Source organism: Hymenobacter sp. BRD67, from assembly GCF_013256425.1.
Classification (GTDB): domain Bacteria; phylum Bacteroidota; class Bacteroidia; order Cytophagales; family Hymenobacteraceae; genus Hymenobacter.
Genome location: NZ_CP053904.1, coordinates 2,697,460 through 2,723,019, shown reverse-complemented (window position 1 = coordinate 2,723,019; position 25,560 = coordinate 2,697,460). Strand labels below are relative to the sequence as shown.

27 protein-coding genes and 3 pseudogenes are annotated in these 25,560 nt (G+C 58.4%); 6 read left to right on the top strand and 24 right to left on the bottom strand.

Annotated features, from left to right (window positions below; genetic code table 11):
• Window position 1: 1 nt before the first annotated feature.
• The 3 genes from GKZ67_RS12695 (at window position 2) to recO (ending at window position 3,267) form a co-directional block, all read left to right on the top strand.
• Complete coding sequence (locus tag GKZ67_RS12695; protein ID WP_173242785.1) at window positions 2-2,449, top strand: two-component regulator propeller domain-containing protein; 2,448 nt, start codon at window positions 2-4, stop codon at window positions 2,447-2,449.
• A gap of 93 nt (window positions 2,450-2,542) precedes the next feature.
• Window positions 2,543-2,650, top strand: a complete 108-nt coding sequence (locus GKZ67_RS23590; protein ID WP_254244799.1) for a recombination protein O N-terminal domain-containing protein — start codon at window positions 2,543-2,545, stop codon at window positions 2,648-2,650.
• Window positions 2,632-3,267 (top strand): DNA repair protein RecO, encoded by a 636-nt coding sequence (gene recO, locus GKZ67_RS12690; protein WP_254244798.1) that lies wholly within the window; start codon window positions 2,632-2,634, stop codon window positions 3,265-3,267. The genes GKZ67_RS23590 and recO overlap by 19 nt, the downstream gene beginning before the upstream one ends.
• A 59-nt stretch (window positions 3,268-3,326) precedes the next feature.
• On the opposite strand, the gene GKZ67_RS12685 is transcribed toward recO, so the two are convergent.
• The 4 genes from GKZ67_RS12685 to GKZ67_RS12670 all read right to left on the bottom strand — a co-directional run bounded on the left by GKZ67_RS12685 (window position 3,327) and on the right by GKZ67_RS12670 (window position 6,462).
• Window positions 3,327-4,040, bottom strand: coding sequence for an FKBP-type peptidyl-prolyl cis-trans isomerase (locus tag GKZ67_RS12685; RefSeq protein ID WP_173242783.1), 714 nt, complete (start codon window positions 4,038-4,040; stop codon window positions 3,327-3,329).
• Between the two features lie 53 nt (window positions 4,041-4,093).
• Window positions 4,094-4,291, bottom strand: coding sequence for a hypothetical protein (locus GKZ67_RS12680; RefSeq protein WP_151089338.1), 198 nt, complete (start codon window positions 4,289-4,291; stop codon window positions 4,094-4,096).
• Between the two features lie 75 nt (window positions 4,292-4,366).
• Window positions 4,367-5,422, bottom strand: a complete 1,056-nt coding sequence (locus tag GKZ67_RS12675) for an FKBP-type peptidyl-prolyl cis-trans isomerase (protein WP_254244797.1) — start codon at window positions 5,420-5,422, stop codon at window positions 4,367-4,369.
• A 41-nt stretch (window positions 5,423-5,463) separates the two neighbouring features.
• A complete protein-coding gene (locus GKZ67_RS12670) occupies window positions 5,464-6,462 on the bottom strand; it encodes a DHH family phosphoesterase (RefSeq protein ID WP_317172304.1) in 999 nt (332 codons plus the stop codon).
• Window positions 6,463-6,701: 239 nt separating this feature from the next.
• Between GKZ67_RS12670 and GKZ67_RS12665 the strand changes: the two genes are divergently transcribed.
• The gene (locus tag GKZ67_RS12665; RefSeq protein ID WP_173242781.1) at window positions 6,702-7,109 is read left to right on the top strand and encodes a nucleoside-diphosphate kinase; all 408 of its coding nucleotides are present in this window, start codon (window positions 6,702-6,704) and stop codon (window positions 7,107-7,109) included.
• Between the two features lie 128 nt (window positions 7,110-7,237).
• On the opposite strand, the gene GKZ67_RS12660 is transcribed toward GKZ67_RS12665, so the two are convergent.
• The 6 genes from GKZ67_RS12660 to GKZ67_RS12635 form a co-directional block, all read right to left on the bottom strand.
• Window positions 7,238-8,341, bottom strand: coding sequence for an AAA family ATPase (locus GKZ67_RS12660; protein ID WP_173242779.1), 1,104 nt, complete (start codon window positions 8,339-8,341; stop codon window positions 7,238-7,240).
• A gap of 24 nt (window positions 8,342-8,365) precedes the next feature.
• Window positions 8,366-9,640 carry a nucleoside permease gene (locus tag GKZ67_RS12655; protein WP_173242778.1) on the bottom strand — a complete coding sequence of 425 codons (1,275 nt, stop codon included), beginning with the start codon at window positions 9,638-9,640 and terminating at the stop codon, window positions 8,366-8,368.
• Window positions 9,641-9,828: 188 nt separating this feature from the next.
• A complete protein-coding gene (locus tag GKZ67_RS12650) occupies window positions 9,829-10,437 on the bottom strand; it encodes a superoxide dismutase (protein WP_217278593.1) in 609 nt (202 codons plus the stop codon).
• 99 nt (window positions 10,438-10,536) lie between these two features.
• Entirely contained in the window at window positions 10,537-10,986 is a 450-nt protein-coding gene (locus tag GKZ67_RS12645) for a nucleoside deaminase (RefSeq protein ID WP_217278592.1), read from the bottom strand.
• 3 nt (window positions 10,987-10,989) lie between these two features.
• Window positions 10,990-11,538, bottom strand: coding sequence for a hypothetical protein (locus tag GKZ67_RS12640; protein ID WP_173242776.1), 549 nt, complete (start codon window positions 11,536-11,538; stop codon window positions 10,990-10,992).
• 113 nt (window positions 11,539-11,651) lie between these two features.
• Window positions 11,652-12,092, bottom strand: coding sequence for a T9SS type A sorting domain-containing protein (locus GKZ67_RS12635; protein WP_173242774.1), 441 nt, complete (start codon window positions 12,090-12,092; stop codon window positions 11,652-11,654).
• Between the two features lie 271 nt (window positions 12,093-12,363).
• Between GKZ67_RS12635 and aspS the strand changes: the two are divergent.
• Both aspS and GKZ67_RS12625 read left to right on the top strand, forming a co-directional pair.
• A pseudogene (gene aspS / locus GKZ67_RS12630) lies at window positions 12,364-14,126 on the top strand (aspartate--tRNA ligase).
• A complete protein-coding gene (locus GKZ67_RS12625; protein WP_173242772.1) occupies window positions 14,123-14,725 on the top strand; it encodes a hypothetical protein in 603 nt (200 codons plus the stop codon). The pseudogene aspS and the gene GKZ67_RS12625 overlap by 4 nt, the downstream one beginning before the upstream one ends.
• Window positions 14,726-14,765: 40 nt before the next feature.
• Here GKZ67_RS12625 and GKZ67_RS12620 read toward each other — a convergent pair whose 3' ends face one another.
• The 14 genes and pseudogenes from GKZ67_RS12620 to GKZ67_RS12560 form a co-directional block, all read right to left on the bottom strand.
• Complete coding sequence (locus GKZ67_RS12620) at window positions 14,766-15,092, bottom strand: phytanoyl-CoA dioxygenase family protein (protein ID WP_173242770.1); 327 nt, start codon at window positions 15,090-15,092, stop codon at window positions 14,766-14,768.
• The gene (locus GKZ67_RS12615) at window positions 15,089-15,799 is read right to left on the bottom strand and encodes a hypothetical protein (protein WP_173242768.1); all 711 of its coding nucleotides are present in this window, start codon (window positions 15,797-15,799) and stop codon (window positions 15,089-15,091) included. Before GKZ67_RS12615 ends, GKZ67_RS12620 begins: the two co-directional genes overlap by 4 nt.
• A 117-nt stretch (window positions 15,800-15,916) precedes the next feature.
• Entirely contained in the window at window positions 15,917-16,423 is a 507-nt protein-coding gene (locus GKZ67_RS12610; protein WP_173242766.1) for an NADH-quinone oxidoreductase subunit J, read from the bottom strand.
• 127 nt (window positions 16,424-16,550) lie between these two features.
• Window positions 16,551-17,135: a NuoI/complex I 23 kDa subunit family protein gene (locus tag GKZ67_RS12605; RefSeq protein ID WP_173242764.1), complete on the bottom strand. Its 585-nt coding sequence runs from the start codon at window positions 17,133-17,135 to the stop codon at window positions 16,551-16,553.
• A gap of 42 nt (window positions 17,136-17,177) precedes the next feature.
• A complete protein-coding gene (nuoH, locus tag GKZ67_RS12600) occupies window positions 17,178-18,275 on the bottom strand; it encodes an NADH-quinone oxidoreductase subunit NuoH (RefSeq protein WP_173242762.1) in 1,098 nt (365 codons plus the stop codon).
• Window positions 18,276-18,417: 142 nt separating this feature from the next.
• Window positions 18,418-19,443, bottom strand: a complete 1,026-nt coding sequence (locus tag GKZ67_RS12595; protein ID WP_173242760.1) for a 2Fe-2S iron-sulfur cluster-binding protein — start codon at window positions 19,441-19,443, stop codon at window positions 18,418-18,420.
• Between the two features lie 136 nt (window positions 19,444-19,579).
• Entirely contained in the window at window positions 19,580-20,917 is a 1,338-nt protein-coding gene (gene nuoF, locus GKZ67_RS12590; RefSeq protein WP_173242758.1) for an NADH-quinone oxidoreductase subunit NuoF, read from the bottom strand.
• Window position 20,918: 1 nt separating this feature from the next.
• Window positions 20,919-21,491 (bottom strand): complex I 24 kDa subunit family protein, encoded by a 573-nt coding sequence (gene nuoE, locus GKZ67_RS12585; RefSeq protein ID WP_173242756.1) that lies wholly within the window; start codon window positions 21,489-21,491, stop codon window positions 20,919-20,921.
• Between the two features lie 24 nt (window positions 21,492-21,515).
• Window positions 21,516-22,270, bottom strand: a pseudogene (locus tag GKZ67_RS25195) (hypothetical protein).
• Window positions 22,240-22,776 carry a hypothetical protein gene (locus GKZ67_RS25190; protein WP_410505019.1) on the bottom strand — a complete coding sequence of 179 codons (537 nt, stop codon included), beginning with the start codon at window positions 22,774-22,776 and terminating at the stop codon, window positions 22,240-22,242. The pseudogene GKZ67_RS25195 and the gene GKZ67_RS25190 overlap by 31 nt, the downstream one beginning before the upstream one ends.
• A gap of 125 nt (window positions 22,777-22,901) precedes the next feature.
• On the bottom strand, window positions 22,902-23,471 hold the full coding sequence (locus GKZ67_RS12575; RefSeq protein ID WP_151089316.1) for an NADH-quinone oxidoreductase subunit C: 570 nt from the start codon (window positions 23,469-23,471) through the stop codon (window positions 22,902-22,904).
• A gap of 105 nt (window positions 23,472-23,576) precedes the next feature.
• Window positions 23,577-24,131, bottom strand: coding sequence for an NADH-quinone oxidoreductase subunit B (locus GKZ67_RS12570; RefSeq protein ID WP_151089315.1), 555 nt, complete (start codon window positions 24,129-24,131; stop codon window positions 23,577-23,579).
• A gap of 96 nt (window positions 24,132-24,227) precedes the next feature.
• A pseudogene (locus GKZ67_RS12565) lies at window positions 24,228-24,605 on the bottom strand (NADH-quinone oxidoreductase subunit A); the annotation flags it as partial.
• A 96-nt stretch (window positions 24,606-24,701) separates the two neighbouring features.
• A complete protein-coding gene (locus GKZ67_RS12560) occupies window positions 24,702-25,376 on the bottom strand; it encodes a DUF4136 domain-containing protein (protein WP_173242754.1) in 675 nt (224 codons plus the stop codon).
• Between the last annotated feature and the right edge of the window lie 184 nt (window positions 25,377-25,560).

Here is a 25,560-nt window from a genome sequence, read left to right as displayed (position 1 = left end):
GTTGCGCCAGCAAGCCGGGCCGGTAGCTGCAAAAACAACCTGTAGTATCCTGCTCCCAAATACGTTTTTACCTGCCATTACTACCGCCTATGCCTCGTTTTTTCGCCTGGATGCTATTGGCCCTCCTGAGTACTGCCCGGGCCTGGGGCCAGGGGCTGCCTACGGCGATTGGCAGCTGCACCTGCCCGCCCGGCACCCGCTCAACCTGGCCGAGGCCGGTAATCAGCTGTACGTAGCTGATGAATCATCTTTCTATGTATATAATAAAGAATTACATGCTACGCAGCTGCTGTCGCGGCGCGATGGACTGAGTGATGTGGGCGTGGCAGCTGTTGCCTTCGACTCGGCTTCGGCCCAGCTGATAATTGTGTACCGCAGCGGAAATATTGACCTGCTGGGCCCCAACGGCACCGTGCGCAACATAACCGACCTGCTGCGGAAAGAAAGCCAGACGGCCAAGGTTATTAACCAGGTTCAGATTTATAACGGCTTGGCTTACATCGGTACCAGCCTGGGCGTGGTGGTGCTCGACCTGGCCAGGCAGGAGGTGCGCGACACGTACAGCGCCATTGGCGCGGGTGGCCAGGTCATAACTTCCTACGCCACTGTTGTGCTGCACGACACTATTTACGCGGCTACCTCGGCGGGCGTGCTGCGCGGCCGGATTGCCGCCGGGGTAAACCTGCTCGACTATGGCAGCTGGACGCAGGAGCTGCCCAATCCGGCGCAGCCCGGCCAGACGTACACGCAGCTGGCGGCCTACCGGGGCCATGTGCTGGCTGGCAGCAACTTTCGGGGTGTCGATTACCTGGCCGGAGTAGGGGCGGCCCGCCGCTGGCGCTTTTCGCCCAACAGCTACGGCAATGAGGTACTGCGGCTGCGGGCAAGCGGCGGCCAGCTGCTGCTGGCCTTCAACGGCAGCCCCTTGCGGCGCTTCGACGCCGCTACTGGCATGGTGGTAGATGTATTGCCGCTGGCGGCTACCGGCCGCCAGATAAACGACGTGCTGCGCGAAGCCGACGGTACCTACTACGTGGCCAGCTACTACAATGCTATGCAGCGCTATGCGCCCGGCACTACCAGCGCGCCCGAAATTATTTTGCCCAATGCCCCCGAAACGGCCGCGGCCTACGGCCTGCTGGCCAATGCGGCCACCAACACCGTTGACGTATTCAGCGGCGGCTACTCGGGCGATAGCGGGGTGCAGTTTGGCAGTCGTAATGGGTTTTATGAGTACCAGGGCGGGCACTGGACGAACTACACGGCCACCGCTTTTCCCTCCGCCACTGATTTTCCCAATCTGCTCGATATCTCGCATGGTACCCGCACGGCCGATGGCACGCTCTACCTGGCCAGCTACGGCAATGGCCTGCTCGAATGGAAAGGGCCGGGCAACTACCGGCAGTTTACGGCCGGCACCCCCGGCTCACCCCTGCGCAGCAGCCTCGACCCCGACCTGAGCAACCTGAACTACGTGCGCGTTACGGACGTGGCGGCCGACCCCAACGGGCCGTACGTGTGGGTAGTAAACCGGCACCAGCGGGCCAACGTGCCGGGCCTGTTCCGCTTTCAGCCTGCCAATGCTACCTGGAAGGCGGGCCCGGCCAACGGCTTCGAAAACCTCGACCGGGTAACGGTCGATACCTACGGCAATCCCTGGGCTACGCAATCGCGCAAGGGCGGTAATGGCCTGGTTGCGTACGATACGACTACGCAGCGGGCCTTTTTCTTCAACACCGCCGATAAGCTGCCCAATAACCTGGTATATGCCGTCGTGTGCGACCGTGCCGGGAGCATCTGGGTTGGTACGGCTACCGGAGTAGCCTCCATCGACGCCAGTGCCGTGGTAAGCGCCGCCGCGCAGAACACGGCTCAGCCCAGCTTTAACGTGCCCAATGCGCAGAGCGGCAATGGCTTATTTCCAACGCTCTATAACGAAACGGTACGCTGCATCGCCATCGATGGCGCCAACCGCAAGTGGTTTGGCACTCCCAATGGCCTGTGGCTATTCAACGACAAGGCTTCGGAGGCGCTCCTGCACTTCACCACGGCAAACAGCCCGCTGCCTAGCAATAGTATCGTAGATGTGGCCGTGAACGACAAAACCGGCGAGGTATTCGTGGCTACCGATGCGGGCGTAGTCAGCTACCAGGGCTCGGCCAGCGTAACGGATGGCGCGCCGAGCTGCGCCCAGGTGTGGCCCAACCCCGTCCAGCCCCAGTTTGCGGGCACGGTAGGTATCAGCGGAGTAGCCAATAATGCGCAGGTGCGCATCACCGACGTGGCCGGCCATCTCGTATACAGCACCCACGCGGCCGGCGGCACCGTTACCTGGAACCTGGCCGATACGGCCGGCCGCCGGGTGCGCTCGGGCGTGTACCTAGTCCTCACGTCTGATGCCGACGGTAAAAATACCTGCGTCAGCAAGGTCGCCGTACTCAGTAATTAGTTGTGAGTTAAAAGTTATGAGTTATGGGTTGGCCAGCGGGCTACCCATAATCTCAACTCATAACTCACAACTCACAACTTTTAACTCAACCAAATGCTAATCAAAACCCGCGGTATTGTTCTGAGCTACCTTAAATATCGTGAAAGTAGTATAATTGCCCGCGTTTACACCGAGCAGCGGGGGTGCAGAGCTACCTCGTAAACGGGGTGCGCCGGGCCAAGCCGCCGGGGCGCATTGCCCTGTTTCAGCCGCTCACGCTGCTCGAGCTGGTGGCCTACGTGCCCCGCCAGGGTGGCGGCCTCACGCGCCTGGCCGAGTTTCGGTGTGCCGAGCCGTTTCGGTCGCTGCCCTACGAGATGCGCAAAAGCAGCGTGGCGCTGTTTCTGTCGGAAGTGCTGAGCAAGTCGGTGCGGGAGGAAGAGGAAAACCCGGCGCTGTTCCGCTTTTTGCACGATTCTATTCTGACATTCGATGAGCAGGACGCGGGCGTCGAAAACTTTGCCCTGCTGTTTCTGCTGCACCTGGCCGGCTATCTGGGTTTTGGGGCCGAAACCGGGGCCGAAATAACCGACCAGGTAGCCATGGCCGGCGCGGCCCCGGCCGGTAGCGGCTTTAGCAGCGGCCCGGCTACGCTGCGCCTGCGCGAGTTTGAGCATTATTTTGATGAACTGCTCCGTACGCCGGCCGCCGCCTCCATTCCCAATGGCCAGGTCCGCCGCGAGCTGCTGGCCGTGCTCATCCGCTACTACCAGCTCCACGTCGAAAACCTGGGCGATATCAAGTCGCTCGAAATCCTGAGCGACGTGCTGGGCGGATAGAGTCAATGGTTAATGACTAATGGTTAATTAATAATATATTAACCATTAGTCATCAACCATTACTTCACCCCCACCAGCTCTACTTCGAAGCGCAAAACAGAGTTGGCAGGAATATCGCCGCCCGCGCCGCGCTCGCCGTAGCCGAGCGGGGAGGGAATAAGCAGCACGGCCTTGCTGCCCTTTGGCAGTACGGCAATGCCCTGGTCCCAGCCCTTGATTACCTGGCCCTGGCCCAGCACGAAGTCGAAGGGCGTATTGCCGTGCTTGGCAGTCGAGTCAAACTCTTTGCCGGTAGCCAGCAGCGTGCCCCGGTACTTTACGCTCACCGTTTGCCCGGTTTTGGGAAGTGCGCCCTTGCCGCGCAGCGTAATCACGTACCAGGTGCCGCCCAGGGTCTTTTTAGCTTTAGTAGTCAGCTTGTTCTTTTTGATATACGCCAGAATAAGCGCGTCGTCCTTCACCAGCTGCTTGGCCGCGCGGGCCTTGAGCTGGCGCTGCTGCTCGTCGAGCATAGCTTTTTGGCGAGCCTCCATCTGTGCGGGCGTGAGGAGCTGTTTGGCGGCCACCGTCAGGCGCAGGGCATTGCCCGAGCGCTTGATAAACGGCGGCACCGGCTGCCGCAACGACTTGGTAAACACCGTATCGGCATTGAAGCGAAACACGGCGCTGTCGCCGGGCAGCAGCAGGCTCATGGCTTCTTCAATGCTGCCGCGCGGCACCGTGGGGCCCAGCGGCACGGGCAGCGGCTCGGGCCGCATCTGCCGCGAGTCCATCAGCAGGGAATCGCGGTCGGTCCGGTACTGAATATAAATGAGCAGTATCTGGCCTACCCGGCTGGCATAGGGCGCATCGCCGGCCGGAGCCAGCGGCCGGGGGCGTAATGCCCGGCCGCATCGCGCCGAAACAGCTGATACTCGGTGCCGCTGGCCGTGCGCTCGAAGCCGGTGGTCGGGGTGGTTTGGGCAGAAGCCGGCCCCAGGGCCAGGCCGGTAGCCAGCAGCAATAAAAGCAGGAAGCGTTGCATTGACAAAGGATAAAATAAAACCGCCACGCCAGAACGGCGTGGCGGTATACAAACTAAAGCGAACAGTACTAAAGACTAGCGGCCGGCCGGCGGGGCCATTGCCGGGGCCTGGGCCTGCGCCGGAGCATCCTTTACGTCGGTGAGCTCGATATCAAAGCGCAGGGGCGAGTTGGCCGGAATGGCGGGCGGCGAGCCCTGCTTGCCATAAGCCAGCGACGACGGGATGAGGATAGTAGCCTTGCTGCCTTTGTTGAGCTGCGTCAGCGCAGCATCCCAGCCCGGGATAACCTGGCCCCGGCCCAGCGGGAAGGAGAACGGCTGCCCGCCGTGCTTGGCCGAGGCATCAAACTCCTTGCCGTCGAGCAGCAGCCCGCGGTACTGCACCGTCACAATCTGGCCGGCTTTGGCGTTGGGGCCAGTGCCGGGCTGCGTGGTGATAATATAAACGCCGCTGCCGCTGGGGTCTTTCTTGGCGTTGGTCAGGTTGTTTTTCTTGATGTAGTCCTGGAGCACGGCGTCATCGGCCTTGTCCTGGGTGGCGGCGTAGGCGCGCATCTGGCGCTGCTGCTCGGCCATCATCTTCTGCTGGTCGGCCATAGCTTCGGCCATTGCCGCGTCGCGGGTTTGTAGGGCTACGGCCTTCACCGTGAGGATAATAAAGTTGCCTTTCTTCTTCAGGTTAGCCGGGGCCAGCTGATGAGCATTGCGCTTGTACAGCGTATCGGCATTGAAGCGGAACACCCCGCTATCACCGGGCTGGAGCAGCGAGAAAGCCTCGGGCTCAGCACCCATTTGCTTGGCAGTCAGGGTTTCGAGCGGAATACGCACCGGAATACCGAACTGGCGCTCACGCGATTTCATCATGACCGAGTCGCCCGAAGTGAGGTACTCGATGTGGGCCGACATTACCTTGCCCACGCGGTCTTTGTAGCTGGCGTCTTCGCCACCCGCTACCTCGCGCGACTCATACTTGCCGCCGACATTTTTGAAAATCTTGTACTCGATGCCCGACTTCGTTTTGGCAAAGTCGCCTCCACCTTTAGTACACGAAGACAGGAAGGAAGCTACGCTGAGCACACCAGCCGCCAGGGCCAGTTGCCGGGCCACGCCGGGCCGGAGAGAAAACTGCATGAAAACAGAAAAATTGGAGTAGAGACGAATGCGCCCCAAAGTTAGTCTACGGGCGGCGCAACTGCTACCGGCGCGGCCGGGGTGCTCACCAGCTGCGCCTGATACTGCGGCAACAGCCCCAGAAAGCGCTCCACGGTAGCATCGAGCGAGTCGGTGCTCACGCCACCCGAGGCGTTGTGGTGCCCGCCACCCTCAAAATGATTGCGCGAAAAGTCGCTCACCGAGAAGTCGCCCACCGAGCGGAAGGAAATTTTTACCGCCGAGCCCCGGTCGATAAATACCGCCGCGAACACGATGCCCTCAATGCTGAGCGCATAGTTTACCAAGCCCTCGGTGTCGCCGGTTTTGCTGTCGTACTCGCGCAGCTCATCTTTGGTAACTGCTATATAAGCCGTATTGAATTCGCGGCGTACTACGAGCTTGTCTTTCAGGATGTAGCCCAGAAAGCGTAGGCGGATTTCGGAGTGCGAGTCGTAGATGCGGCGGTGTACCGAAGCCAGGTCAATGCCCGTGTTCAGCAGCTCGGCGATGATGAGGTGCACGTTGCGCGAGGTGCTGGGGTGCCGAAACGAGCCTGTATCGGTCATAATGCCCGCGTATAGCGCCTCACCCATGCCCTGGTCGATAAGGGCCTGGTCGCCCAGCGCCCGGATAATCTCAAACACCAGCTCGGCCGTAGCCGCGGCTGTGGCGTCCGAAAAGCTAAGGTCGGCAAAAGCCTCGGGGCGCTGGTGGTGGTCGATGAGCACTTTGGTGCCCGGCGCCCGGCGCACGTACTCGCCCAGCTCATTAATGCGGCCCAGACAGTTGAAGTCAAGGCAAAAAATAACTTCGGCGCGGTTTACCAGGTCGCGTACCTGGCGGTCGTTCTGGCGGGGCTCGTATATCACAACCTCGTCGTTGCCCTGCATCCAGTTGAGGAAGCCCGGGTAGTCGGAAGGCGTGACAACGGTCACCGAATGACCTTTTTTCTTTAAATAAGTGGCCCAGGCCAGCGACGAGCCCAGGGCGTCAGCGTCGGGCTTGTGGTGGGTAGTAATAAATATCTGCCGGGCTGGGCCAGCAGAGCTTGCAACTCGGATACGGAAGGAAACATCGACGACGTAAATAGCCTACGGATGCGAAAAAAGTAGCGGATAGCTCAGGCTGAGCAAACAGGCCGGCAAAGGTCGGCATGAATTGGGTTTCAACAACCAAACTGCTCCGGAAGGTTCGGGTGCTTGCCGATTGGTGGCCCTACCTTTACGGCACCAATCAACTCTTTTTTATTTCCCAAAGAATGGCAACCAACCGCACCTTCACGATGATAAAGCCCGACGCCGTGGCCGAAAACCACATTGGCGGCATCCTGAGCATGATAGAGCAGGGCGGCTTCCGCATCGTGGAGCTTCAGAAAGTAACCCTTACCGCCGAGCGCGCCGGCCAGTTCTACGCCGTGCATTCGGAGCGTCCTTTCTACAACGACCTCGTGAAATACATGTCGAGCGGCCCCATCGTAGCGGCTATCCTCGAAAAAGATAACGCCGTAGCCGACTTCCGCACCCTCATCGGGGCTACCAACCCGGCCCAGGCCGCCGAAGGCACCATCCGGAAGAAGTACGCCAAGAGCATCGAGGCCAACGCCGTGCACGGTTCCGACTCGGATGAGAATGCCCAAATTGAAGGCCAGTTCTTCTTCGGCAAATAAGCGGCCTGCTCCCAGCGCTGGTATAGCAGCTGAAAAAAAAGCCAAAAAAGCCGCTCTGCGTCATGCAGAGCGGCTTTTTATTTATACTCAGAGTGGACTTTTTTTGTGCCAATCTTATATCGACGAGCTTAGGCTGGCCGCCCAAAGCCGATGCGGCCCGGCCCTTTAGGCTCGCTCACGAAGGTAGTATCTTCCCGGTTGTAGAGGTCGGCCAGCGTCATTGCTTCCGTAACCGGCGCCGTTTGGCCGAGTGTCGTAGCTAAAGCTTGCGCCTTTGCCTGGGCCAAGGCCTCAAAGGCATAGGAGGCAATGAGCCGCCCCTTACGCAGCAGCGCTTTGTCGATGCGAGCCAGGTCGGCGTTGAAGGTACAAATAATCTGAATGTGAAAGCCGTCAGATAGCAGCCCGTCGCTGAGGTTGAGCAGGTTGCTGACGGCGTTGCTGCCGGTAGCGTCGCGCTTGGTGAGCAGCTCCTCGGCATCCTCGATTAGCAGGATGGAGTTGGTATGGTCGTGCAGCAGGTTGATAAATTCTGGGTCGGCGATGCGCAGCGCTAGGTTGGGCGGAATAAACAGCTTGGGCTTATCAGTAAGGCTGCACAGGTGGCGAATGTAGCTGGTTTTGCCGGTGCCGGGCGGGCCGTGCAGGATAACCAGGCCCTTGTCGTTGGGCTTTTGCAGGCGCTTCACGATGGCCTCGTGCACCGGCAGCAGGTCGTCGTTGTAGTTGGCGGCAAGGTCGAGCGCCGGTACATTAATATTCAAAGGTGAGAAATGCAGTTCGTTGCCACGCAGGCGCAAAGCCCAGATGCGCGTCTGCTCGGCCGTGCTGCTCTTGAGCCGCGCCGTCAGCAAAGCCCGCACCTGGCCCAGCAAGCCGGCCTCCGCGGCGGGTGAAAAATAAAGCTGCACCCCCTCTTCGTCAAACGGCCCATCATCCTCAAAGCACACTAGGATGTGGGAGCCGGGAACGAGCACTAGCAAGTCGAGTTCGGCGGGCCGGCCAACCTCGGCAAAGCGCTCGTGCCGCACCAGAGTGCTTTCAGCCAGCGGGCGCAGGGTAGCCAGCGCCTCCACTAATTCGGCGCGAGCTTGCGCATTCTCAAGCTGATACGCCTCGCGGTGCGCTAGTTCACCAAATTCTTCCAGGAACCAGCGCATTGGTACAAACTGCCCATACTCGGCCAGCCCCCGGCGCAGTGCAGTGGCCAGTATTTCTCTGCTTTCGCTCATGTTGAAAAACGCCTGAATCTGCCGCTACGCCGCCAGCGCCGGCTCCGAATACGTACTCTCCATCTGCTGCGGCTCGTGCTTGTGCTTGAAGATGAACACGAACAGCACGGCAATCACCAGGGCGTAGGCGGCAAACGTGAGCCAGATGCCGTGCCAGTCCTTGTTGCCGCCGGCATCGGTGAAGTAGTGCTGGATAACCAGGCCGCTCACCGAGCTGCCCAGCACCGCCCCGAAACCGTTGGTCATCATCATAAACAGGCCCTGGGCGCTGGCCCGGATGCTGGGCTGGGTCTGGGTTTCAACAAATAGAGAACCTGATATATTAAAAAAGTCAAATGCCATGCCGTAGACGATGCACGAGAGGATAATCATCCAGAGGCCGCCGCCGGGGTTGCCGAAGGCAAACAGCCCGAAGCGCAAGACCCAGGCCAGCATGCTAAACAGCATTACCTGCTTGATGCCGAAGCGCCGCAGAAAGAACGGAATGGCCAGGATAAACAGTGTTTCGGAAATCTGCGAAATCGACATGATGATGGCCGGGTAGCGCACCGTGAGCGTGCCCTGGTAGGCCGGGTTCTGGTCGAAATCGTGCAGGAAGGTATCGCCGTAGGCATTGGTAAGCTGGAGCGCGCCGCCGAGCAGCAGCGCAAACAGGAAGAAGGTGAGCATCTTGCGGTCGCGCAGAATGGCAAACGACTTCAGGCCCAGGATTTCCACCAGGCTTTGGCTGGAGGTGTTGGCCGACTGCGGCGGACACTTGGGCAGCGTGAAGGAGTATACGCCTAGCACGAAAGCCGCGCCGGCCGCTACGTAAAACTGGCTGGCCGACTTCTCGATGTGCAGCAGGCTCACCGTCCACATGGCTACGATGAAGCCGATGGTGCCCCACACCCGGATGGGTGGGTAGTCCTTCACCACATCCAGCCCCTGGCTTTTGAGGGCCGAATACGACACGGCAATCGAAAGTGCCAGGGTCGGCATGTAAAAAACCATATTCAGCAATATTACCCAGAAGAATACGCCGGGGTCCGTAACCAAAGGAATGGTGCAGAGCACCGCGCCGCCCAGCAGGTGCAGTACGCCGTAAAGCTTCTCGGCATTCACCCACTTATCGGCCACGATGCCCATGAGCGAGGGCATAAAAATGGAAGCGATGCCCATGGTGGAGAAAATGGCCCCAAACTGCGCCCCCGACCAGTGCTTGGTCTGAAACCAGTACGCACCAATCGTAATCAGCCACGCGCCCCAGATAAAGAACTGGAGGAAGCTCAGAATTGTAAGTCGCAGCTTGATGCTCATGCAGTCGCAGCTTTAAAGTTTGGGAAAAGGCTTTTGTGCCGAAAGTTACACTAATTTCTGTCTGTACCGTGAAATTGGCGTAGTGCCGGGGTAACACGGGCGGCCCGCCGTCCGGACGGAGCTAAAAATCAAAAAAGCTCTTCTGCACGAAGCAGAAGAGCTTTTTTGTAAGCCGGGCGACGGGCGCCCTACTTAGCTGCGGCGTAGCGCTTGTTTACTTCTTCCCAGTTGATGAGGTTGAAGAAGGCCGCGATGTAGTCGGGCCGGCGGTTCTGGTATTTCAGGTAGTAGGCGTGCTCCCACACGTCGAGGCCCAGGATGGGGAAGCCTTTGCAGCCGGCATCGGGCATCAGGGGGTTGTCCTGGTTGGGAGTTGAGCAGATTTGCAGCGAGCCATCGGCCTGCTTGCACAGCCAGGCCCAGCCCGAGCCAAAGCGCGTGGTGGCGGCCTTGGTAAATTCGGTCTTGAAGTTATCGTAGCTACCAAAAGCCTTCGTGATAGCGTCGGCTACCGCGCCGGTGGGCTGCCCGCCGCCGTTGGCCGACAGGATAGTCCACCACAGCGAGTGGTTCCAGTGGCCGCCGCCGTTGTTGCGCACGGCTGGTGCCGCGGTCGCAATGTTGTGCAGGATTTCCTCCAGGCTCTGGTTTTCCATTGCCGTGCCGGCAATAGCGGCATTGAGGTTGGTTACGTACGCCTGGTGGTGCTTGGTATGGTGAATTTCCATCGTTTGGGCGTCAAACGTAGGTTCGAGGGCGTCGTAGGAATACGGCAGCTTGGGCAGTTCAAAAGCCATGATGCGAATGTTTTAAAGTGAAAAGATGGGAAGCGTGACGGTATAACCCCCAAGGGGCCGCTGGGGTTGCGGCAACTGGCAGGCGAGCCCAAAAGTAAGCTAGCTGCGCTTGCCCCCGAAAAAAGCCTGCATGAGGGCCGTGCATTCGGCGGCGCACACGCCCGCCCGCACCTGAGTGCGCGGGTGCAGCAGGCCCAGCGTATGCCGACGGTAGCCGGTTTTGGGCTCCTCGGTCCCAAATACGACCGTGCCGAGCTGCGCCCAGGCGCTGGCCCCGGCGCACATCACGCAGGGCTCTACGGTAACGTAGAGTAGGCAGTTTGTCAGATACTTATTACCCAGGTAATTGGCGGCGGCCGTCAGGGCCAGCATTTCGGCGTGGGCCGTTACGTCGCGCAGGCGTTCGGTCTGGTTATGGCCCCGCCCGATTATCGTTTGGTTGAGCACGACCACTGCCCCAATCGGGATTTCACCCTCAGCCAGTGCCAGGTGCGCCTCGGCCAGCGCCTGGCGCATGAAATAGTCGTCGGTCAGCAGGGCCGGAGACATTACCTATTTCAGGCTGATATCACCCATCACGGCCTGGGCCACCGGGCGCCACTGGGCCTGCTCCTCGGCCGGGGCCGAGAAGGAGAAAATGTACAATTGCTGGCCCTGCACAGCGTATTCAATATATTCGTACTTTTTAATAGGAGCCAGCGCGGCGGCCGAGCGGCGGCTGTCGCTGAGCATGGACACAAACTCCAGCGCTACTACGTCGCGGCCATTTACTTTACGCACTTCCTGAGTTAGAAAATCGACCTTGGTATAGAGGCGCTGCACGCTGGCTTTGTACATGGCCAGCAATACGTTATAGTCGGGTCCAAACGTAGTGGGCCGCACCGACACGCTGTAGTCAACGCGCCCGCTGGGGTTGCTGTACACGGCCAGCGGCTTACGCGGCGACGGATACTTGAGGGCAATGCCCTGGTCGGGCAGGGGCGTAAAGCCTACCGGCACCGCCACCGACAAGCCAGGCGCCACCTTCACCGTCGTCAGCCTGGGTTTGGGGGCAAAGCTGGTGAGCGGCAGGAGCGCGACGAGCAGCGGAAGGATTTTCATAGGTAGGACAAAAGTAGGGGATACGCAGTTGGGGTTTTTGAAAAGCCAGAACGTCATGCGGAGCTGCTTCGGCAAGCGCTGCATGACGTTCTATAGTAAAAAATGCGGCCGCCTTAGCGTTGCACTACCGTCGGGTACTTGATGCGTACTTTTTTCCAATACACATAATTACCCGTTTTGGCCTCCACCAGGTAGGTTCCGGCCTGAATGTGACCCAGGTCGACCGGCGCACCGGTATTATGCTGCGGGTCCAGCTCCTGCTGATACACCACCTTGTTCTTATAGTCAGTCATCACCAGCGTGCCGGGCTTGGTAAACTGCTGCGTGAAGCTGAGCAGCACGCTGTTGGAGTTAGGCTTGGGAAAGATGTCAATGCCCGAGAGCGTTTCCACGCGCTTAATAGGGCCGTCGAGCGTCACGGGCGGCACTTCGTCTTTGGTTTTAATCTCAGTGCCGCCGGCGTACTTATCCTTGGTCTTAACTTTCGTTTGAGCCTGAGCCGTACCGGCCGCGAGCAAAGCGGCCGCCAGGGCCAGCGAGGGAAGAAGTTTCATGGTCAGAAGTAGAAGTGGGAAAGACGAAAAGCAGCCTCATTTCCTCTTAATACATACTCCGTACCAAACTGCACGGGTACTATTTTGGCCGCTTTCGCCGCCCCGCCCTTAAAAGGAGTTATTTTCGCCCCCGGAAACTACTTCATTTAACAGCTAGTAGGTATTGCTTAACAGCTCTGAATTAAACAAAAGGCAGCGTAGCGCCCTTGTTAAAATTTGAATGTTTTAATATAAACTGAAATACTGTTAAATGTTAACTGCTATTTGTTAAATGTTAAGAACGCACACCAACGGCGAGCTTCGCCAAGAACACGTCGGCCAAACCGTTACGCTCGTTGGCTGGGTACAGCGCACCCGCGACAAAGGCGGCATTCTCTGGATTGACCTGCGCGACCGCTACGGCATTACCCAGCTTGCCCTCGAAGAAGGCGTGGAAAGCGACAGCGTGCGCGAAACTGCCCGCACGCTGGGCCGCGAATTCGTGATTAGCGTCACCGGCAAGGTGGCCGAGCGCTACTCCAAAAACGCCCATATTGCCACCGGCGACGTTGAGATTCGGGTGGAGAAGCTGGAAGTGCTGAACCCGGCCAAGCTGCCGCCCTTCCTCATCGAAGACGACACCGATGGCGGCGACGAGCTGCGCATGAAGTACCGCTACCTCGACCTGCGCCGCTCGCCGGTGCGCAACAACCTGATGCTGCGCCACCGCATGGCCCAGGCCGTGCGCCGCTACCTCGATGGCCAGGATTTTATCGAAGTTGAAACCCCCGTGCTCATCAAAAGCACGCCCGAAGGCGCCCGCGACTTCGTGGTGCCCTCGCGTATGAACCCCGGCGAGTTTTACGCCCTGCCACAGTCGCCCCAGACCTTTAAGCAGCTGCTCATGGTGTCGGGGTTCGACCGATACTTCCAGATTGTGAAGTGCTTCCGCGACGAAGACCTGCGCGCCGACCGCCAGCCCGAGTTCACGCAGATTGACTGCGAAATGGCTTTCGTGGAGCAGGAGGACATTCTCAACACCTTCGAGGGCCTGGTGCGCTACCTGTTCAAGGAAATCAAAAGCCTCGATTTTCCCACCGTGCCCGCATGGAGTACGCCGACGCCATGCGCTGGTACGGCAACGACAAGCCCGATACGCGCTTCGAAATGAAATTCGTGGAGCTCAACGATGTGGTAAAAGGCCAGGGTTTCCCGGTTTTCGACAGTGCCGAGCTGGTGGTGGGCATCAACGCTGCCACCTGCGCCGCCTACACCCGCAAGCAGCTCGACGAGCTGACTGCCTTCGTGAAGCGTCCACAGCTCGGGGCCACCGGCTTGGTTTACGCCCGCGTGGAGGCCGGCGGCGTGGTAAAATCGTCGGTCGATAAATTCTACTCGCAGGAAGAGCTGCAGAAGTGGAAAACCGCTTTCAACGCCAACGAAGGCGACCTGCTGCTGCTGCTGGCCGGTCCCGCCGACAAAACCCGCAAGGCCCTGAGTGAGCTGCGTCTCGAAATGGGCCAGCGCCTCGGTCTGCGCGACAAAGACACGTTTGCCCCGCTCTGGGTCGTCAACTTCCCGCTGTTGGAATATATTGAGGAGGAAGGTCGGTACTTCGCTATGCACCACCCCTTCACCTCGCCCAAGCCTGACGACCTGCACCTACTTGATAACCCCGACACCATCGGCCAGGCCCGTGCGAATGCCTATGACCTGGTTATTAATGGGGTAGAAGTGGGCGGCGGCTCCATTCGCATCCACGACCGGGCGGTGCAGGCGCGCATGTTTGCGCTGCTCGGCTTCTCGCCTGAGGAGGCGCAGGCCCAGTTCGGCTTCCTGCTCGATGCCTTTGAGTATGGCGCGCCGCCCCACGGCGGCATCGCCTTCGGCTTCGACCGCTTGTGCTCACTCTTCGGCGGTGCCGACAGCATCCGCGACTTCATCGCCTTCCCCAAAAACAACTCGGGCCGCGACGTAATGATTGACTCGCCTTCGCCGATTTCGGATAAGCAGCTGACGGAGCTGAGCATCAAGACGGCTGTTGCGGGGAAATGAAACACATTGCCTGGATAATCTGCGTCATTAGTGTGGCCCTTTGGAGCAGTACGAGTGCGGCCACTCAGCCAAAACCACCTGCTGTGCTCGTGAAAATCACTAAGGGGGCTTTTGAGCAAGGTATCTTACCAGTTGAGTTTTACAAAAATCGGACTGTTAAAAAGCATAATGGTACGCTAGCTTTCGAGGGCGGCTGCCCCCAACTCCGGGACATTTTTGAACACGGAGACTATTCCGTGGAATACACCTACATTGGCGACCTGCCCGTTAACCGTAAAATTCAGGTTGTTGAAAAACAGCTTCTCAATGGTAGACAGTACGTGGTAGTAGACCGTAGATTAGGTTGCAAGACGTATCTGCTCAATGGCAGGCCTTATTTGCTGAAAACGTTGCTTATCAATTTTAATGAGTCACAAACAACGGATTTGCAGGGAACAATTGACTTCTGGCAAATAAAGGATAACGCCCTGATTCATGTTAAGAAAATAAAGCTGGTTGGTAACCAAAGCGCTGCGGCCGTAAGGTTTTCCCCAGGTGGCGCTAATCTTTTGTTCAAAGATTTTCAAGGTCAGTTCTGGTCGGTGGCACTTCCGCAATAAGTAAAGAGCGGCGACTAAAATTTTAGTCGCCGCTCTTGTTTTACAGCCACTCCACGTTCTCCTTGAACTCCACAGGGTACATGTTCAGGTACTGCACAATGCGCGGGTAGCTGCCGCGATTGGGGCTGCTGCCGTGGGGCAGGAAGTGGTGCCAGATAACCATATCGCCGGCCTTGGCGGCAATGGGCCGGGTTAGCGCCGAGAGGTCTACCTGGCGCGGGTCGGTACCAGCGGGCAGGCCGGCCAGCCAGCTTTCGAGTTGGCGGTGAAAACCGGGCACGCAGCGAAACGCGCCCTGCTCGGCCGGTGTGTCGCACAGATAAATCAGTCCCTGAGTGCCGAAGTGAAACGGTGGGGCCAGGCTCACGTCCCAGTGCAACGGCGTGCCCTGGTGGCAATAAGTGGCCGTTTCGGGCGGGTTGAGGCTGGTGCGGTCGGTGGTGGCCCACAGGTCGGGGTGCCCCAGAGTTGGGCAAATGCCTTGCGGATGCGCCGCGACTCGCGGTTGGCGCGTAGCGTTGGATGGTGGTAAAAATCCATCATAATGCCCTGGCCAATGGGTTTCTCATACCACGAGGCGGGGGTGTCGGGGCGCATGTCAAGGGCCTCCCACACGGCGTCTTCGGTGGCCTGGGCCTGCTCGCGTGAGATGGCTTCGCGCACTATGACGTACCCATTCTCCTCCCAAAATTGCAGGTCGTCGGCGCTTAGCACATCGTCGTATGCCTCCAGCTCACGTAGGTGAGCCAACACATTTTCTCCGTAAGGCTGATTGGCAAAAACGCTGTTGAGGCGCTCGATGCGCAGGGGCGCAAGGTCACCCCCGTTTTTTGCCAATACCCACTGCTCAAACTCCGTAAAAGTCGGCTGAATATGCATCAGATACCGCTTGGTTTCTTGCAGCGCCAGGTCCAGCCCATTCAGCAGCAGGTTGTCGAAGCGCCACTCCTGCTCGGTTAGCGCACTACCTATCCCCTCGCGCCTGGCCAGCGACTGTGCCCAAAAGCGCTTCAGATGCTGCACCCCGAGCTGCCCGGTTTCTGCGGAGCTGACGTGCATAAGTTCTGATTTCATAGGTAGCTGAATCCGGATTAGGGCTGGAGTGCTGGTGGCAAGTTACGGAGGCCCACAAAAAAGCGGCTACTGAACTCTCAGTAGCCGCCTTCATTTTTTGAAGAAAGAAATCCTTGGTTAAAAATTCCGCTCGCCCGTTTCGCGTTTGCCCAGCATCACCGAGCCCACCATCGCGGCCAGCAAAAGAATAGAAGCCAGCTCAAACGGCAGCGAATACTGCTTGAACAGGACCATGCCCAGCCGGTCGACCATACCAATCTGCGAGTCGAAGGTAGCCGGGTCGTAGCCAGCGGGATGCACGTTGCGCAGCGCAGCTACCATTATCAGCAGCAGTGAGCCGCCAGCGATAGTAGCCGCTATTTTGGCCAGCGCGGGCTTGTGCGGCTCGGTATCCTCATTCAGATTCAGGAACATAATCACGAACAGAAACAGCACCATTATGGCGCCGGCATACACGATGATGTTCACAACGGCCAGGAACTGCGCGTTCAGCAGCAGGTAGTGGGCCGACAGCGTGAAGAAGGTGAGAATGAGGAACAGCACGCTGTGAACCGGGTTTTTGGCCAGTACCACGCCCAGCGCACTCAGCAGGGCCACAAAAGACAGGAAGAGAAATAGGGACATGGAATCAATAGCAAAAAGAACGTCATGCTGAGCTTGCCGAAGCATCTCGCTCGCGTCGTTGAACGATTAGGTACTGCTGCACGCGAGATGCTTCGGCAAGCTCAGCATGACGGACGATTTTCGGTGATTACGCCGGCTGCGTTTGCCCGCGCAGCTTCTCCGCCTGCTCGGGGGTGAGCTGGATGCCGCGTTTCGAGCGATTGTCCGGCGATACGGGCTCTACCAAGCGGTCCTTGCCGTAGATGAACTCGTCGCGCTCGTAGCGCGGGGGCGCCATCTTATCGGCTTGCAGGTAAATAGCGGCCTTCGGGCAAGCCTCTTCGCAGAGGCCGCAGAAGATGCAGCGCAGCATGTTGATTTCGTAGCTGACGGCGTACTTTTCCTCGCGGTAGAGGTTTTGCTCGCCCTTCTTTCGCTCCCCGGCTACCATCGTAATGGCCTCAGCAGGGCAGGCCACGGCGCACAGCCCGCAGGCAGTGCAGCGCTCTCGACCCTGTTCATCGCGCTTGAGCACGTGCAGGCCCCGGAAAACGGGCGAGAACGGCCGCGTTTCCTCGGGGTAGCGAATGGTAATCTGCTTCTTGGCGAGCGCACGGTAGAAGTGTCGAAACGTAATGCCTAAGCCCTGAAAAATTGCCGGCAGATAGGCCCGCTCAGCGAGCGTCATCGGCTTCTTTTCCAGTTTCTTGGCGCGGTTACTTAGCGATTGCATAAGCTCAGTTGAATAGGACAGCAGACAGACGGAGTGAGCCGCCTACCACCACTGCTTGATTTCGGGGATAATGCCGGTAGTAATGAGGCCGCCCGTCAGCAGAATGTTGAAGATAGCCAGCGGGATGAGGATAGTCCAGCCCAGGCGCATCAGCTGGTCGTAGCGGAAGCGGGGCAGCGTCCAGCGCACCCACATGAAGAAGAAGATGAACAAGAAAATCTTTGCGAACACGCTTACTACGCCCAGGATAGCCACGATATTCTGCGCCGCATCGAGCGACAGGCCCCGCGACGAGTGCAGCCACTCGCGCAGCTCATACTGAAACGGGAAGTTGAAGCCTCCGAAGTATATAACGCTCATCACGGCTGAGGCTACGAACACGTTCACATACTCGGCGAAAAGGTAGAGGCCCATCTTCATGGAGCTATACTCGGTGTGGTAGCCGGCTACCAGCTCCGTTTCGCACTCGGGCAAGTCAAAGGGCGTGCGGTTGGTTTCGGCAAAGGCACAGACAATGAAGATGATGAAGCCCAGCGGCTGCTTCACGATATTCCAGAAGTGCCACTCGCCGGGTACCGACTGTTGTAGGGTAATGTCGCGTAGCGAGAGCGAGCCCGACATCATCAGCACCGCAATTAGGGCCAGGCCCATGGCCAACTCGTAGCTAATGTTTTGGGAAGCCGCGCGAATAGCGCCGAGCAGCGAGAACTTGTTGTTGGAAGCCCAGCCGCCAATCATGACGCCGTACACGCCCAGCGACACGATGCCGAACACGTAAAGCATGCCCACGTTGATTTCGATGCCCTGCAAGTGCACGATGGTCGTACCAAATTTCAGGAAGCTGCCAAACGGAATAACGGCCGACGACATCAGCGCCGTAACCATCGCCAGGCAAGGACCGAAAATAAACAGCGCCTTATTGGCTCCGCTGGGAAAAAACTCCTCCTTGGTAAACAACTTGACGGCGTCGGCTAGCGGCTGCGCCAGGCCAAAGGGACCAGCGCGGTCCGGGCCAACCCGGTCTTGCAGGAAAGCGGCAATAACCCGCTCAGCATAGGTACAGTACGTAGCAATTAGCAATGAAACGCCGAAAACTACCAGAATAACGAGGCTTTGCCAGCCTAAGGTTTCAAGAAGCATAGTATCAAAGGGTTATCATGCCGTAGCTGGCGGCTGCTTGTGAAGCATCTTGTCAGGTTTGCGGGACGCGTAGCGAATGGATTTCTGAGGAAAGCCGTCGTAATTAAGAGGCGTCGTTCAGGCCGCCGGCTAGATAGGGCGATTAAAAAGAATTGCCGCTGGGGCCGCCTAATTTCAGCGGCGGGTTGCGCTCCAGCTCGCGTACGGTGCTCTCAGGCAGGTCAGCGATAACCTGCGGATTGATAACCGGCAATTCATAGTGATTAGCCGATATGACCGAAGAGCGGTCGATGTGCGCCGGGCCTTCAATCGTCCAGTCCGACGTTTCCTTCTTCTCGAAGCGACACTCGTTGCAAATCCACTCTTTTACCTCGCCGTACTCGTCCTTGCGGGCGGTAACGCGTAGCACGTCTTTGCCTTTGTACCAAAGCGTTACGTGGCCGGTGCATTTCTCATGGCCGCAGTCGCGGTGTGCATTTACCGGCTTGGTAAACCACACGCGCTGCTTGAAGCGGAAGGTTTTGTCGGTAAGCGCGCCTACCGGGCACACATCGATAACGTTGCCGCTGAAGTCGTTTGATATAGTATTTTCTATATATGTACCGATTTCGGAAGCATCGCCCCGGCCCAGCACGCCGTGCACGCGGCCATCGGTGAGCTGGTCGGCGGTGTACACGCAGCGGTAGCACAGGATGCAGCGCGTCATGTGCAGCTGCACGTACGGGCCAATATCGATTTTTTCGAAGGTGCGGCGCTCCTCTTCGTAGCGGGTAGTGCTCACGCCGTGCTCGTAGGCAAAGTTTTGCAGGTCGCACTCGCCAGCCTGGTCGCACACCGGGCAATCGAGCGGGTGGTTGATGAGCAGCATTTCCACAATGCCCTTGCGCACGTCCATTACCTGCTGGCTGGTCGTGTTTTCCACCACCATGCCATCCTGCACGGTCGTGATGCACGAAGCCACCAGCTTGGGCATGGGGCGCGGGTCTTTGGCCGAGCCGGCCGCTACGCGCACCAGGCAGGCGCGGCACTTGCCGCCGCTGCCTTTGAGGGGCGTGTAGTAGCACATGGCGGGCGGCACCACGCTACCCCCGATTTTGCGGGCTGCGTTGAGAATAGTGGTGCCATCGGGCACTTCCACCTCAATTCCGTCGAAGGTTATTTTAGCCATTATATTTCTCGGGTACAGATACTGCCGTCAGACTGAGCACCGGGAAGCATCTCATTCGCCTCCTGGAACGAGACCCGAACGATGCGGGCAAGCTGCTTCACGTTGTTAGGCATGACAATTTATTTCGAATTCAAAATTACGCCATCACCAAGTTGCCCCGGTACACAGCACCGGGCTGAGTTGCCTCCTTCGGGTGCGTCACGTGCCACTCAAACTCGTCGCGGAAGTGCCGCACGGCGGCTGCCACCGGCCACGCGGCCGCCTCGCCCAGCGGGCAGATAGTGTTGCCCTCAATCTGCTTGGCTACGCTCACAACCAGGTCGATGTCGTGCATAGAGCCATGGCCGTGCTCCAAGCGGTGCAGTACTTTTTCGAGCCAGCCGGTGCCTTCGCGGCAGGGCGAGCACTGCCCGCAGCTTTCATGGTGATAGAAGCGCGAGAAATTCCAGGTGTTCTTCACGATGCACGTTGTTTCGTCCATAGCGATGAAGCCGCCCGAGCCGAGCATAGTGCCCGTCACGAAGCCGCCATCGCTGAGCGACTCATACGTCATGAGGCGGTTTTCACCGGCCGCCGTCTTGAGAATCAATTCTTTAGGCAGAATCGGTACCGAGGAGCCGCCGGCTACCACCGCTTTCAGCTCCCGGCCCTTCCAAATGCCACCGCAGTATTCATCCGAATAAATAAACTCCTCGACCGGCACACCCAGCTCCAATTCGTAGATACCCGGCTTGTTAAGGTGGCCGCAGGCCGAGAATAGCTTGGTGCCCGTGCTCTTGCCAACCCCGATTTTGGCGTACTCGTCGCCGCCCATGTTCAGAATAGGCACCACGGCCGCAATGCTCTCTACATTGTTGACCACGGTAGGGCGGGCATATAAGCCCTGCACGGCCGGGAATGGCGGCTTGTTGCGCGGGTTGCCGCGCTTGCCTTCCAATGATTCGAGCAAGGCCGTTTCCTCGCCGCAGATATACGCGCCGCCGCCCGGATGCACATGCAAGTCAAGCGAATAGCCCGAGCCCTGAATATTCTCGCCCAAAAAGCCGGCCGCGTACGCCTCGGCAATAGCTTTCTCCAGAATGCGCAGCACGTACAATAATTCGCCGCGGATGTAGATATAGCTAGTGCGCGCGCCCAGCGCGTAGCTGCCCGCAATCATGCCCTCGATGAGCAGGTGAGGCAGCTTCGACATCAGGTAACGGTCCTTGAACGTACCGGGCTCCGACTCGTCGGCGTTGCAAACCAGGTAGCGGGGCACGCCCTCGGGCTTGGCCAGGAAGCTCCACTTGAGGCCCGTGGGGAAGCCCGCGCCGCCGCGCCCGCGCAGGCCCGACTTCTTCACTTCTTCCACCACTTCTTCGGGCGTCATTTTCAGCGCCTTTTCCACGGCGCGGTAGCCGCCGTGCTTGCGGTACACGGCGAAGGTTTCGATGCCTTCAACGTTGACATGTTCGGTTAATAGCTTGCGTCCCATATTACTTGTTTTGCAGTGAAGTAGGTAAGCCGTTTTCTTCCCAGGGCAGAATAGGCCGGTGCACCAGGCTTTTCAGCTCGCTTAGCATAGCGTCCACGTTTTCTTCCGTGTCGAGCGACTCGTAGTATTTCTCGCGCACCTGCACCACGGGGGCAAAGCCACAGGCCGCCAGACACTCCACTTCCTTCAGGGTAAAATGGCCGTCGGGCGAGGTTTCGCCGACTTTAGCGCCGGTAATACGCTCCAACTGAGCCGTTAGCTCATCAGAGCCGCGCAGCATGCAGGGACCCGTGCGGCAGATTTCCAACACGTGCTTGCCAACCGGCTTAAGGTTGAACATGGTATAAAACGTGCTCACCTCGTACACCTCAATCGACCGCAAACCCAAAGTTTCGGCTACCAGGTCCTGCACTTCGGGGCTCACCCAGCCACCAAACTCGGCTTGCGCAATGTGCAGCACCGGCAGCAAGGTCGATTTCTTGCGGTCGTCAGGGTAATGCGTGAGCAAGCGCTTGATTTCCGCCTGCGCGGCGGGAGAAAACTGGGGTTTGGCAGCGGCGGTAGTCGGCTCCATATCAGGTATTGTCAACTTACTATATTAAGCGTCCAGCTCGCCGGCAATCACGTTCATCGACGATAAAATCACGATGGCATCGGAGAGGCTGGTGCCTACTACCATTTCGGAATAGGCCTGGTAGTAGATAAAGCACGGCCGGCGGAAGTGCAGGCGGTAGGGGGTGCGGCCGCCGTCCGAAATCAGGTAGAAGCCCAGCTCGCCGTTGCCGCCTTCCACGGAGTGATACACTTCACCCACCGGGGCATCAATTTCGCCCATGATGATTTTGAAGTGATAAATCAGGGCCTCCATGTTCTTGTACACCGCCTCCTTGGGGGCAGGTAGTAGTGCGGCGCATCGGCGTGGAACGGGCCATCGGGCAGCTTGTCAAGCGCCTGGTTGATAATGCGCAGGCTTTGCCAGATTTCCTCGTTGCGCACCAGAAAGCGGTCGTAGGTGTCGCCGTTGGTCCCGACCGGAATTTCAAACTCAAAGTCTTCGTACGAGGAGTAGGGGTTCATCACCCGCACGTCGTAATCGACGCCGGCAGCCCGCAGGTTGGGGCCGGTGAAGCCGTAGTTCAAGGCTTTCTCTGCCGTAATCGGCCCCACGTTCACCACGCGGTCCATGAAGATGCGGTTGCGATTAAACATCGCCTCAAACTCCTTCATCACGGCCGGAAACTCCTTCAGCCACTTACGCAGCTTGTCGAGGGCTACCGGCGAAAAGTCGCGCTCCATGCCGCCTACGCGGCCCATATTGGTCGTCAGGCGCGAGCCGCAGACTTCCTCGTAAATCTCGTAAATCTTCTCACGCTCCTGAAATACGTAGAGGAAGCCGGTGAAAGCCCCGTATCCACGCCCAGAATGGAGTTGCAGATGAGGTGGTCGGCAATGCGCGCCAGCTCCATCATAATCACGCGCATGTACTGTGCGCGCTTGGGCACCGTGATGCCGAGCAGCTTCTCTACCGTCATGTGCCAGCCCATGTTGTTGATGGGCGACGAGCAGTAGTTCATGCGGTCGGTGAGCGGCGTAATCTGGTAGAATGGCCGCCGCTCGGCGATTTTCTCAAATGCGCGGTGGATGTAGCCGATAGTCGGCACGCCCGAGATGATGCGCTCACCATCCATTTGCAGGATGTTCTGAAAAATCCCGTGCGTAGCCGGGTGCGTCGGCCCCAGGTTGAGGGTCGTCAGCTCCTGGGAAAAGTCGTTCAGGGTGGGCACGAGCTGGCCGCCCTGCTGCTCCTTCGCTTCCTCGATTATCTTGTGGGTGCCTGCCAGGGCGTCGTTTACTGCCATTTCGATTTTATGTCATCCTGAGCGCAGCGAAGGACCTTATCACGTCCACGCCGCTGGGGTTACTAACTCTGCCGAGGGAGAACGTGATAAGATGCTTCCTTCGTCAGCATGACAGGTAGAGGGGGTTAGCGACCAAAAAAGAGGTCCGTTTTATCTTCGCGGGTACCATCTTCGAGCGGATACTGCCGGCGCATGGGATGGTAGTCCATGTCCTCCACATTCAGGATGCGGCGCAGGTTGGGGTGGCCGGTGAAGATGATGCCGAAAAAGTCGTAGGCCTCGCGCTCCATCCAGTTGGCGGTGGCGTAGAGGTCGGTAAGCGTGGGTACCACGGGGTCGGCCAGCGGGAAGAAAATCTTGATGCGCAGCCGAATATTATGCACCAGGCTGTGCAGGTGGTAAATCATGCCGAGCTCCTGGTTCAGGTTTTCGGGATAATTGATGCCGCACATCGTGGTGAGAAAGTGAAACTTCAGCGTTTCATCCTGCTGCAAGCCCGCCACAATGTGGTGAATATGCTCGCGCTTGGTCGTCACCGTGAGCAGGCCGTAGGGCTCGTGCACATCGGTAAAGGTGGCTTCGCCAAACAGGCTGTGCAGCAGCGCCAGCACCTGCGCATTTTGCTTTGCGGCAGGGTCCTGGGCAACGGCGGTATCCTGCGCGGCAGTAGATTCTTCTTTGGTCGGGTCAGCCATTTCTGGACCTTATATAAGAACGCCATGCTGAGTTTGCCGAAGCAGCTCCACTATGCCGTTTGTGAATCGTTCAGCAAGCAGGGGAGCATGCTCCCCTGCTTTGAATTATTTAATATTATAAGAAGCGAGCAGGGCCTGGTATTCGGGCGAGTTGCGGCGGCGCAGGCTTTCGTTTTTAGCCAAGTCCTGCACGCGCATCAGGCCATCGAGCACCTGCTCGGGGCGGGGCGGGCAGCCCGGAATATATACATCGACCGGGATAATGCGGTCGATGCCCTGCAGCACCGAGTAGCTGTCAAAAATGCCGCCCGAGCAGGCGCAGGCGCCCATGGCCAGCACCCAGCGGGGCTCGGCCATTTGCTCGTACACCTGCTTGACAATGGGCGCCATCTTCTTGGCGATGGTGCCCATCACCATCAGCAGGTCGGCCTGCCGGGGCGAGAAGCTGGGGCGCTCGGAGCCGAAGCGCGAGATATCGTAGTGCGCGCCCATGGTAGCCATAAACTCGATGCCGCAGCATGAAGTGGCAAACGGCAGGGGCCAGAGGGAGTTAGCGCGGGCAATGCCCACTACTTTTTCGAGGGAGGTAGCAAAGAAACCAGCGCCTTCAATACCCTCGGGGGCCGGCACGGTTTTGATTTCAGGAACGCGGGTATCCATGATAGAAAGGTCGGGTTAGGCAGCCTGCGCAGCTTCGGCGGGCTGTTTTACCAACACCGGTTTTGCAACGAAAGTTTGGCTCGGAACGGCCTCGTTCCAGCGCAGAATGCCCTTTTTGATAACGTAGCCGAAGCCGGCCATGAGCAGCGTCATGAAGATAATCATCTCCACAAAGCCGGCCGTGCCGAGCTGACGGAAATTCACGGCCCAGGGGTACATGAAAATCACTTCGACGTCGAACAGGACGAACAATATAGCGGTAAGAAAATATTTGACCGAGATGGGCGTGCGGGCGTTGCCCACGCTCTCGATACCGCACTCAAAGGAAGCATCCTTCACGCGGCTGTGGCGATTGGGCCCCACGAGGTGCGACACAACCATGGCGAAGGTTACGAAAGCTACGGCCAGCCCAAACTGCACGAGTATGGGCAGGTAGTCGCTGGGCTGATAAGAAGAATTTATGGCAAGAAGCATACAGGTCAGCTAGTTAGGTAGCGGGCGCACTGGTGCGGACAAGCAAAGGTACACTTGCGCCGGGTTGGGCGAAAGCGAAAAGTGGCCCGCTACTACTTAGCGTGGGGTTTCGGTGGACTGAGGAGGGGCAGGGGCGGCCCCCGGCCCGTCGAATGGCTGGCCATTCATAGCCCCGTCGAGGTTGCCGCCGTTGAAGTAATTCTCAGTAAAAATGCGATACCGGTCGAAGATGGAGCGCACCGAGCGCACCAGCACGTATTCACCCCGCAGGCCTTCGGGCACGGTCACGCCCGAGGCGTAGCCATTCCAGATGGCGTTGTCCGTCTTGGTATCAATGAGGGTTACCATTAGCGTACCATCGAGCATGAGCAAACGGGTGCGCTGGTAGCCGTGGCGCTGCTCTTCGGGAGTTTGCTCGTCTTCCGCATCGTTGTTTTTTACCCAGCGCGTAATGTCTTCCTGCACAAAGCCGGGAAAGTGCATATCGCCCTCAAATAATTTGTAGCTCACCATCAAATCGGGGCTGCGCTTCGAAAAGCGGTAGCCCTGTAGACGCATGCGCTGCCGAATGGCATCGCGTAGCGACTCACTGAGGCGGGTGCTGTCGGCGGCGAGGCCATTGCCGCTCAAAAAGCCGTAGGTGCGGTAGTGCCGAAAGCGCCCCCGGTAGCTGTAGCTCGATTCAATGCGGGCATCGCGGGAGGTAAGGCAGCTGGAAAGCAAGCCTAGGCTTAACAGGCAGATAAGCTGAAGAGTAGCGGTAAATTTCATGGAAACAGGGTAGGGAATTCGTTGAATTCTCTAAGCTACGTAGGGAAATTTACTTTCTGGCTAGTGTTCAGCTTATTAAGCTGTCTAAAAGTTGCTTAGCAGGCGTCACTACCTGCTGGTATCGCAAACTACCCGACTGCAGGAGCAGTATCAGTTGACTGCGCATGGTGTCTGGGCTTACGCT